Here is a 10,243-nt window from a genome sequence, read left to right as displayed (position 1 = left end):
GACGGGAATGATTTCCTTGGCGAGATCGGTCATCGTGCGTCCGGTGTTCGGGGTCGGTGTTCTGCTTGTTTCGAGGCCCACGGGCAGCCTGCGGAAGACAGCCCGCAAGGCGCTTGCGAAGGGGATTTCAGCAACGTGAAATCATACCATCCGGCGGCAGTTGGCGCACGCTGGATTTGCACGAAGAAACAAGGAGTTAAGCAAGTTTCTCATCGCAATTTCGTCATTCCGGCGCAAGCCGGAATCCAGCTTTTGCGTGCGAATGTCAGACAAGGGCTGGATCCCGGCTTTCGCCGGGATGACGGCACCAAGCGTCATCCGCCAAAAATCGCCCGCATCTTCGCAACATCAGGCCGTTCCACCACGCCCTGTTCGGTGACGATGGCGTCGATCAGCTCGTGCGGCGTGACATCGAACACCGGGTTCCACGCACGCACGCCTTCGGCCACCGTACGCGCGCCCTTGTGCGAAAGCAGCTCGGCGCTGTCGCGTTCCTCGATCTCGATCAGATCGCCGGAAGCGGTCTGCATATCGACGGTCGAAGACGGTGCCACCACCATGAACTTCACGCCGTGGTGGCGCGCCGCAATCGCGAGCTGATAGGTGCCGATCTTGTTGGCGGTATCGCCATTGGCGCAGATGCGATCCGCACCGACGATGACCCACTGCACCTGCCCGGTTTTCATCAGATGTGATGCGGCGGCATCTGCAATCAAGGTGGCATCAATCCCGTCCTGCTGCAGTTCCCACACGGTCAGCCGCGCACCCTGATTCCACGGGCGCGTCTCGCCAGCAAACACGCGCACGATGCGCCCATCGGCCACGCCGGCGCGGATCACGCCCAGCGCGGTGCCGAAGCCCGCCGTTGCCAATGAGCCGGTATTGCAATGGGTCAGCACGCCACTGCCGGCTTCGATCAGTGCGGCACCGGCGCGGCCCATCGCACGGTTTGCGGCAAGGTCTTCGGTTTCGATGGCACGCGCTTCGCGTTCCAACACCTCGCGCCAGTCACTGCCCGCAGCGTCCAGCACGCGGCGCATGCGTGCCAGCGCCCATGCAAGATTGACCGCGGTCGGGCGCGCAGCGTTGAGGCGCTGCATTGCCGGCGCAAGCGCCGCAGCAGCTGTTGCGCCGTCTGCAGCTTCTACTTCGCGCGCGGCCAATACCACGCCCCACGCAGCGGCGATGCCAATGGCAGGCGCGCCGCGCACGGTCAGTGCATGGATGGCGGCAGCGACTTCATCGCTGCTGCGGCAAGTCTCAAAGGCCACGGTGAACGGCAGTGCGCGCTGGTCGAGAAGCTCCAGCGCTTCGCCCGTCCAGCGAATCGGGCGGATGCGGTCGTAGCGGTCGTAGTCAATGGGGTTCGTCATGACCGCATTATCCCACCGCAAAACGAAACCGGCGCCACATGGGCGCCGGTTCGTGCATCGCAAGCAGACATTGCCTCAGTAGCTGCGGAACTCCGCACGGCAGCCCTGCGATACCCAGATGCCATTGCGGCCATAGCCCCAGCTGCGGCCCTGGATGCAGGGTGCCTTCGACAGCTGGCGCAGCAGTTGCACGCCGGTGCGGGTGTTTGCGGCGCATTCGCTGGTGCGGCCATCATTCGACTCGCAGCGGAACACACGGCCACCATAACCGGAATTGCCCCAGCCGTTGTCATAGCCGCCACGGCTGCTCACTGCGAACTCCGCGCGGCACCCCTGCGCCACCCAGACGCCATTGCGATCCGAACCCCAGCTGCGGCCTTCGATGCAGGCGCTCTTCGACAGCTGGCGCACCAGTTCAACGCGACCGCGACCGTTCACCATGCAGTGCTGCGTACGGCCATCATTGGATTCGCAGCGGAAGGTCTGACCATAACCATCGTACTGTCCGTTGCCGTAATCGTTGCCGTAACCCAGCACGCGGAAGTCGGCGCGGCAACCTTGCGACACCCACACGCCATTGCGCCCGTAGCCCCAGCTTCGGCCTTCGATACAGGCCGCTTTCGAGAGCTGCCGTTCAAGCGCCACGCGCCCGCCGCCGGTGCTGCATTCCCGCGGGCGACCGTCATTGGATTCACAGCGGATGATCTCGCCGTAACCGTTGTAGCCGTTGTTGTAACCATAGCTGCCGCCGTAGCTCTGCGCGGATGCCGGAGCCATGGCCGACGCGGCAAGCATGGTGGCGGCGACTGCAATCAAGGTACGCATGGTCTGGCTCCTCCTTCCTCGGCCCGGCATGGGCGCGATCCTCGTTTCCGAATGTAGGCGTGCCGGATTAACGGCAGGCAAAAATCCCCGGCATTCCCCACGACTGGATATCACGCATTCAGGAACGAGGAAAGTCAAACGCCAGCACGTCGGCGATGCGCGCCGTACCCAGCATCGCCATCAGCAGGCGATCCACGCCTAGCGCAACGCCAGCGCAGGACGGCAGGCCGGATTCCAGTGCTGCCAGCAGATGCGCATCGACAGGCGGCAGCACATCGTTTCTGTTGCACCGCACAGCGTGATCGCGAGCGAAACGTGCGGCCTGCTCCGCCGCGTCCTGCAACTCGTGGTAGCCGTTCGCCAGTTCCAGCGGGCCGAGATACAGCTCGAAGCGTTCGGCAACCGGCACGCCACCGCGCTGCGCGATCTTCGCCAATGCGCATTGCGATGCCGGGTAATCGACTACCGCCAGCAGTTCATCTGCGGCAAAGCCCGGTTGCAGGCGATGGGTCATCAGCAGATCCAGCCAGTCGTCGCGGGTCAGGCCATCGGGATCGATGCGCACATCACCCAATGCGTTGCGCAGTTCCTCATCGCTGGCGGTGAATGGGTCGATGCCTAGGGTGTCGTGATACAGATCGCGATACGTCGCCACCCGCAGCGTGGCATCGCGTCCAATCAGCGCCAGCGCGGCGCGCACCAGTTCGGCAGTTTCATCGATCAACCGAAGGTGATCCCAACCGACGCGATACCACTCCAGCATGGTGAACTCGGGGTTGTGGTGGCCACCGGCCTCGCCGTCGCGGAACACGCGACCCAATTCATAACAGTCGCCGATGCCGGCAGCCAGCAGGCGCTTGAGCGCGAACTCGGGCGAAGTGCGCAGCCAGCGCGTGCGCGGCGCGCCGTCGGTGCGGCCGGAGAATTGCAGGGAGAACGAGGCGATGTTCGGCTCGGTATTGCCGGCCAGCGACATGACCGGGGTTTCCACTTCCAGCACGTTGCGGACGTGGAAGAACTCGCGGATCAGACGGTTGAGCCATGCACGCAGGCGGATGGCGTCGCGTGTGGCGGATGGTGTCCATCCGGCATCGTCAATGCCGTCGCGCCAGCCGGGGCCGGGTTGGAACTTCATGCGTGCTGCGCCAGAAACGCCAGCAGCTTCGCCTCGTCCCAGACTTCGACGCCGAGTTCCTCGGCTTTCGCCAGCTTGGAGCCGGCTTCACTGCCCGCCACCACGAAACTGGTCTTCTTCGACACGCTGCCTGCGGTCTTCGCGCCCAACGCTTCCAGCTTGTCCCTGGCTTCATCGCGGCCCATCGAGGACAGCGTGCCGGTCAGCACCACGGTCTTGCCTTCCAGCGGCCCTGCGGCCTGTTCGCTGCGCTCGGGCAAACGCGAACGCAACGCCGCCTGCGCCTGTGCGCTGCGCAACAGCAAACTGGCGTTGGCATCAACTTCCAACCATGTCACCAGCGCGTTTGCGGTGTCGGCAGGCAAACCGGCGGTGACGAGGTTGTGCGCGGACGCATCCAGCAGCGCCTGCGCATCGGCGAAGGCACTGCCCAACTGCGCGGCGCGCACCGGCGTGATCTTCGGGATATCAAGGTCGGCCAGCAGCGTCGCCAAATCCAGAGCGTTACCCAGCTTCGGATGCGGTGCATGGGTATCGCCAATGCGCACGCCGCGATCCAGCAGGCGGTCGATCACCTGCTGGTTGCCGGGCTGGTCGAGGAAGTGGCCGAGCGCGCGTGCCACCTCGCCGCCGATATCCGGCACGCGCTTGAACAGCGGCCACGGCAGATGGCGGATCAGTGCGAGGTCGCCGAACCACTGCGCCAGCGCCTTCGCCGTGCTTTCGCCAACGTGTTCGATGCCCAGCGCGTACAGGAAGCGCACCAGCGTGGTGTCACGGCTGGCGTCGATGGCCTCGATCAGGTTGTCGGCCCACTTGGTCGCCACCTTGCCGGCCTTCACCGTTTCCGGAATCGTGCCGTCGCGCTCGTCGGCGCGGCGCTTCATTTCCAGCAGGTCGTCCAGCGTCAGTCGATACAGATCAGACACGTCGCGCAGGTAGCCGAAATCACACAGCGATTCGATGTAGCGCTCGCCCAAGCCATCAATATCCATCGCTCGGCGCGAGGCGAAATGGAATACCGACTGCACCAGCTGCGCCGGGCAGCTCAACTCGCCCGAGCAACGCCACACAGCCGCGCCTTCCTCACGCACCACGTCCGCGCCGCAGACCGGGCAAGCCGTCGGCATCGACCACGGTTGCGTGTTTGGCGGGCGCTGCTCCAGCACCACCTGCACCACTTCCGGGATCACGTCGCCGGCGCGGCGCACGATCACGGTGTCGCCGTTGCGCACGTCCAGCCGCGCAACGTGGTCGGCGTTGTGCAGCGTCGCGCGGGTGACGGTGACGCCGCCCACCTGCACCGGTCGCATCAGCGCCCACGGCGTGACCGCACCGGTGCGGCCGACATTCACCTCGATGGATTCCAGCACCGTCGCCTGCTCCTGCGCCGGGAACTTGTGCGCGATGGCCCAGCGCGGCGCACGCGAGACGAAGCCCATTTCGCGCTGGCCGGCGGTGTCGTCTAGTTTGTAGACCACGCCATCGATGTCGAACGGCAGGCCGTCGCGGGCTTCGCCGATGCGTTTGTAATACCCCAGCAGGCCATCGACACCCTGCACCACCGTTGCAAGATCGCTGACCGGGAAGCCCCAGTCGCGCAGCTTCGCCAGCGTGGCCGAATGCGTGGCCGGCAGCGTGCCGCCTTCGACCTGCCCGATGCCGTAGGCGTAGAAACTCAGTGGCCGCTGCGCGGTCAATCTGGAATCGATCTGGCGCAATGAACCCGCCGCGCCGTTGCGCGGATTGGCCAGCACCTTGCCGCCGTGCAGGCGCGCATGCTCGTTCCAGCGCTCGAAGTCGGCGCGCGCCATGTATACCTCGCCGCGCACTTCCAGCACCTGCGGCCAGCCGCCGCCTTGCAGCGTGTGCGGGATCACGGCAATCGTGCGCAGGTTGGCGGTCACGTCCTCGCCGGTTGCGCCGTCGCCGCGCGTTGCGCCTTGCACGAACACGCCGTTCTCGTAGCGCAGGCTGATCGCAAGGCCGTCGAGTTTCGGTTCGGCGGAGAACACCAGTGCATCGCGATCCAGCCGCTCGCGGATGCGGCGCACGAAATCGCCGACTTCCTCATCGCTGAAGGCATTGCCCAACGACAGCATCGGCACCGCATGCTCCACCTGCGTGAAGCGGCCGGACGGCGCGGAACCGACCTTGCGCGTCGGCGAATCAGCATCGGCCAGTTCCGGATGCTCGCGCTCCAGTGCCTCCAGCTCGCGCACCAGCGCGTCGTACTGGGCATCGGTGATGTCCGGGGCGTCCAGCTCGTGGTAGCGCCGGTTGGCATCCTCGATGCGGCGGCGGAGGTCGGCGATGCGGGTGGCGGGGGTGACGATCGACATCATTCGATTTTAAGCCCCTCTCCCCTTGGGAGAGAGGTTGGAATGAGGGTTCAGTGCGCATCCGAACCCTCATCCGGCGCTGCGCGCCACCTTCTCACGGAGGGAGAAGGAAAAATGCTACCAGCGCGTGGTCTTGCCCAGCGGCGGCGCGGCGTTCTGGCGGTCGTAGGCGCGCAGTTCGTCACGGATGTGCTGGATGCGCTGCCGGCCAAGGGCGTTTCGCTCTTCGTCCAGCACCACGCCGTCAAGCAGGTCGGCCATGCGCTGCGCGGCGGGCTCCATGGTTTCCCATGCGTCCAGCGCCGGCACCGGTGCGGGCAGGGTCAGGAAGAAGGCGATGGCCGGGGTTTCGACCTCGGCGATCATTGCCATGTCGAAGCTGCCGGGCTTGATGATGTTGGCGACGCTGAAGATCGGGCCGAGTTCGGGCTTGCCGTCCACCAGCCGATGGAACACGTCCATGTAACCGAAGGTCAGGCCGGCCTTTTCGGCGGCGACCACGATGTCCGGGCCGCGCAGGGTGCTGCCGGCCTTGGCGGCGACATACAGCGAGACGATGCGGTCGAACTGTTCGCTGGGGCGTTTGCCCAGTTCCTGCGCGGTGGCCAGTGCCAGTTCCACCTGCGCGGGCTCTGCCTCTTCGCCGGCACCGGTGATGTCGGCCAGCGTGGGTTCGGTGCGCTCGCCGGCATCGCGCGCGGATTCGCGCGGGACGCGCCGGCCCTGCCCGTCCTTGCGGCTGCGACCGAAGAAGATGATCGCGCCAAGCAGCAGCGACATCGCAATCGCGATGCCGATGCGAAGCAGGGTCATGTCCGACATCCGCGTTTCTCCTTACTCGGCGGCAAGGCGCGCGGCTTCGGCCAGATCGACCGACACCAAACGCGACACGCCCGGTTCGCGCATGGTAACGCCGGACAGCTGGTGCGCGGCTTCCATCGTCGTCTTGTTGTGGGTGACGAACAGGAACTGCACCTGCTCGCTCATCTCGCTGACCATGGCGGTGAAGCGGCCCACGTTGGCCTCGTCCAGCGGCGCGTCCACCTCGTCCAGCAGGCAGAACGGCGCGGGGTTGAGGCGGAAGATGGCGAACACCAGCGCCACCGCGGTCATCGCCTTTTCGCCGCCGGACAGCAGCGAGATGTTGGACACGCGCTTGCCGGGCGGGCGCGCCATGATCGCAACGCCTGTGTCGAGCAGGTCTTCGCCGGTCAGTTCCAGATAGGCATGGCCACCGCCGAACAGACGCGGGTAGAGTTCCTGCACGCCGGCGTTAACGCGGTCGAAGGTGTCCTTGAAGCGGCCACGGGTTTCGCGGTCGATCTTGCGGATGGCTTCTTCCAGCGTTTCCAGCGCGGCGGTCAGGTCGGCGTTCTGCGCATCGAGGTATTCCTTGCGCTGCGCGGCCTCGGCGTGTTCGGCGATGGCCGCGAGGTTCACCGGCTCCAGCCTGCGCAGCTTCGCGTCGAGTTCGGTGACGGTCTTTTCCCATGCGGAACGGTCGGCGTCGTCGGCCAGCGTGTTCAGCACTTCGTCCATGACGAAGCCGGCTTCGACCACGGCGGCGGAGAACTGCTCGGCCTTCAGCGCCAGCGCCTGCTGGTCGAGGCGGCGCTGGGCGATGGCCTCACGCTGTTCCAGTGCCTGTGCATCGCGCTGCTGGCGGGTTTGTTCGTGCTGGCGCAGGTCGTTGTCGATGCCTTCCAGCGTGGAACGCGCTTCGCCCAGTTCGCGCTCGGTGCGCACGCGCTCGGCCAGTGCGGACTGGCGCTCGGCTTCCAGCGCCTGCACCGGCGCATCGCCTTCGGCCAGTTGCGCGGCCAGATCGCCAAGGCGCGAATCCAGTTGCCCGCGCTGGCCCCCCATGCGTTCCAGCGCCTGCGCCAGCGCCACCACCTGCACGCGCTGCGATTCCAGCGTCAGTGCAAGCGCATGTGCCGCGTCGCGTGATTCGCGGGCGGTATTGCGGGCGGCATCGCGCGCTTCGACCAGTTGCCTGCGCTCGTTGTCCAGCGCCTGCCGCGCATCTTCCAGCGCGCCCATGCGCTCCACCGCATCCTCGATGCGGATGCGGGCTTCGGCAGCCTCTTGCTTGCCGGCTTCCAGCGCTTCGTCCAATTGCGCAAGCTCGGCATCGATGCGTTCGATGCGGGTGCGCGCCGATTCCAGCCGGCCCTGCTGGCTCTGCAACTGGCCGGCCAGTTCCGACACGCCGCGATGCGCGAGGTAGAGCGAACGCTGCGCATCCTCGCGCTGCTGCTCCGCCGCCAACGCCTGATCGCGCAACTGGGTCAGCAGGCTTTCCAGTTCGCGCTCGCGGGCGATGTGCTGTTCGATCTGCGCACGCAGCGACTGGATGTCCTTCTCGCGCAGCAGCGCGCCCTGCTTGGCGGCGCCGGAGCGCACCACGCGCACCCAGCCCGCGCCAAGGCGTTCGCCGGCGCGGGTGATGACGGACTCGCCTTCACCCAAGCGCGATTGCAGCGCGCGGGCATCATTCAGCGTATCGGCGGCATGCAGGCGCGACAGCAGGCGGCGGATCGCGCGCGGCCCCTGCACCTTCGCCGCCAGCGAAGTCGCAGCGTACTGTGCGTTGTCGGCCTCGTTCGCAACCAGCGCCAGCCGGCCTTCGCCGAGTTCGCCCAGCGCATCGACCAGTGCCTCCGGAGCATCGACGAGGACGGCTTCGATCAACTGCCCCAGCGCGCCTTCGACCGCGTTTTCCCAGCCGGCTTGCACCTGCAGGCGTTCGCCGACGCGGGCGGCATCGTCCAGACCCTGTGCGCGCAGCCAGTCGCTGGCGGCACCTTGCTCCTGCCCCAGCGCGGCGTGTTGCAGGGTTTCCAGCGAGGCCAAGCGACCACGCGCGGCCTGCGCCTGCTTGCGCAGTTCGGCCAGTTCCGCCTGCGTGCTGCGCTGGCGCTCCTGCACGTCGCTGGTGGCCTGCCGACGCTGCTCCACCTGCTCGGTCAGCGATTCCAGCGATTCCTTTTGCGTTTCGTGCTGGATCTGCAACTGCGCGAAGGCATCGGCCAGCGTCTCCAGATCCAGCCCGGCGCGTTCGGCGGTGAGTTGTTCGCGGCGGCGGTCGGCATCCAGGATTTGCCGATCCAGATGTTCGATGCGGGTGCGTTCCACGTCACCGGCGCGGGCGGCCTCGGCCTGCTCGCGGCTGTGCGCATCCCAGCGCTGCTGCCAGTCGGCCAGCTTCGCTTCGGCGTCACGCAATGCGTCCTGCCGCAGCAGGTCTTCTTCCTGCAACAGTTCCAGCTTAGGTTCGGCCTCGGCCACGGCTTCGCGCAGTACATCCAATTTCTGCTGGTCGCCGCTGATGTGGCTGCCCAGTTCGGCCAGCGCGGTCTGCGCTTCCTCGCGGGCGCGCTGCAGGCGGGTGGACAACTCCTGCTGATGGGCGATCTGCTGTTCGACACGGGCCAGCGTGCTACCGACCTGATACACGGCGGCCTGCGCGGCGTTCAGCGCTTCGCTGGCGGTCTCGCGGCGGGTGCGGCCTGTTTCCAGTTCGCGTTCGGCTTCGCGCTGTTCGGCGATCAGTTGTTCAAGGCGGGTTTCCTCGCGCGCCAGCTTTTCGCGCAGGCCTTGCAGCTTGCCATCCAGCGCGCGGAACTCCAGCGCCTTCCATTCGGCATCCTTGACCTTGCGCTCCGCTTGAATCGCCGTGTACTGCTCGGCCTGCCGCGCCTGCCGGGCCAAATGCTGGAGCTGCTTGTCCAGTTCTTCGCGCAGGTCGCCCAGACGGTCCAGGTTCTCGCGGGTGTGACGGATGCGGGTCTCGGTTTCCCTGCGGCGCTCCTTGTACTTGGAGATGCCGGCAGCTTCTTCCAGATAGACGCGCAGTTCCTCGGGGCGGGCCAGGATGATCTGCGAAATCATGCCCTGTTCGATGATCGAATAGCTGCGCGGGCCAAGGCCGGTGCCGAGGAACAGGTCGGTGATGTCGCGGCGGCGGCACTTGCTGCCGTTGAGGTAATAGGCGCTCTGGCCGTCGCGGCCCACCGTGCGCTTGACCGAGATTTCGTTGAACGCGGCGTATTCGCCGGTGATGGTGTGATCGCTGTTGTCGAAGATGAGTTCGACCGTGGCCTGCGAGACCGGCTTGCGCGCCGAGCTGCCGGAGAAGATCACGTCGGTCAGCGAATCGCCGCGCAGGCGGCTGGCCGCGCTTTCGCCCATCACCCAGCGGATGGCGTCGATGATGTTGGACTTGCCGCAGCCGTTCGGGCCGACCACGCCGGTCATGTTGGTCGGCAGGTGCAGCGTGGTCGGATCGACGAAGGACTTGAAACCGGACAGCTTGATCGTGGACAGGCGCATGCGCGACGGTAAACCCCGGCGACGCGCAACCGCGCCACCTGAAAATTTGGATTAACTAAATCCCCTAAATCATTATTTTATCTAAGGGAATGCTTGCGGCGCCGCAGCGCCGACCGATGAGTATAGCGATGCCGAAGCCAGCCCGTAGCAGACTGCCACTTCAACCACCGTCATTCCGGCGAAAGCCGGAATCCAGCATTTCAATGCGAAGAAGAACTGGATTCCGGCTTTCG

Annotated in this window: 6 protein-coding genes; all 6 read right to left on the bottom strand. The window is 66.0% G+C overall.

What is annotated here, in order from left to right; all coding sequences use genetic code 11:
• Positions 1 to 314: 314 nt before the first annotated feature.
• Positions 315 to 1,373, bottom strand: a complete 1,059-nt coding sequence (mtnA, locus tag QM612_RS06215; protein WP_415253035.1) for an S-methyl-5-thioribose-1-phosphate isomerase — start codon at positions 1,371 to 1,373, stop codon at positions 315 to 317.
• Positions 1,374 to 1,448: 75 nt separating this feature from the next.
• On the bottom strand, positions 1,449 to 2,198 hold the full coding sequence (locus tag QM612_RS06210) for a DUF3011 domain-containing protein (protein WP_415253034.1): 750 nt from the start codon (positions 2,196 to 2,198) through the stop codon (positions 1,449 to 1,451).
• A 118-nt stretch (positions 2,199 to 2,316) separates the two neighbouring features.
• Positions 2,317 to 3,333 carry an EF-P lysine aminoacylase EpmA gene (epmA, locus tag QM612_RS06205; RefSeq protein WP_415253033.1) on the bottom strand — a complete coding sequence of 339 codons (1,017 nt, stop codon included), beginning with the start codon at positions 3,331 to 3,333 and terminating at the stop codon, positions 2,317 to 2,319.
• A complete protein-coding gene (gene ligA, locus QM612_RS06200; protein ID WP_415253032.1) occupies positions 3,330 to 5,678 on the bottom strand; it encodes an NAD-dependent DNA ligase LigA in 2,349 nt (782 codons plus the stop codon). The genes epmA and ligA overlap by 4 nt, the downstream gene beginning before the upstream one ends.
• 114 nt (positions 5,679 to 5,792) lie before the next feature.
• On the bottom strand, positions 5,793 to 6,497 hold the full coding sequence (gene zipA / locus QM612_RS06195) for a cell division protein ZipA (protein WP_415253031.1): 705 nt from the start codon (positions 6,495 to 6,497) through the stop codon (positions 5,793 to 5,795).
• A 12-nt stretch (positions 6,498 to 6,509) separates the two neighbouring features.
• Positions 6,510 to 10,010 (bottom strand): chromosome segregation protein SMC, encoded by a 3,501-nt coding sequence (gene smc / locus QM612_RS06190; protein WP_415253030.1) that lies wholly within the window; start codon positions 10,008 to 10,010, stop codon positions 6,510 to 6,512.
• Between the last annotated feature and the right edge of the window lie 233 nt (positions 10,011 to 10,243).

The organism is Thermomonas sp. (assembly GCF_047606765.1).
GTDB lineage: Bacteria > Pseudomonadota > Gammaproteobacteria > Xanthomonadales > Xanthomonadaceae > Thermomonas.
Note: the sequence above shows the minus strand (reverse complement) of the source record. Positions and strands in the feature narration are given on the sequence as shown.

Bases quoted from the DNA above. Each gene is read 5' to 3' on its own strand.
- mtnA (WP_415253035.1), bottom strand. From the start codon at position 1,373: ATGACGAACCCCATTGACTACGACCGCTACGACCGCATCCGCCCGATT.
- QM612_RS06210 (WP_415253034.1), bottom strand. From the start codon at position 2,198: ATGCGTACCTTGATTGCAGTCGCCGCCACCATGCTTGCCGCGTCGGCC.
- epmA (WP_415253033.1), bottom strand. From the start codon at position 3,333: ATGAAGTTCCAACCCGGCCCCGGCTGGCGCGACGGCATTGACGATGCC.
- ligA (WP_415253032.1), bottom strand. From the start codon at position 5,678: ATGATGTCGATCGTCACCCCCGCCACCCGCATCGCCGACCTCCGCCGC.
- zipA (WP_415253031.1), bottom strand. From the start codon at position 6,497: ATGTCGGACATGACCCTGCTTCGCATCGGCATCGCGATTGCGATGTCG.
- smc (WP_415253030.1), bottom strand. From the start codon at position 10,010: ATGCGCCTGTCCACGATCAAGCTGTCCGGTTTCAAGTCCTTCGTCGAT.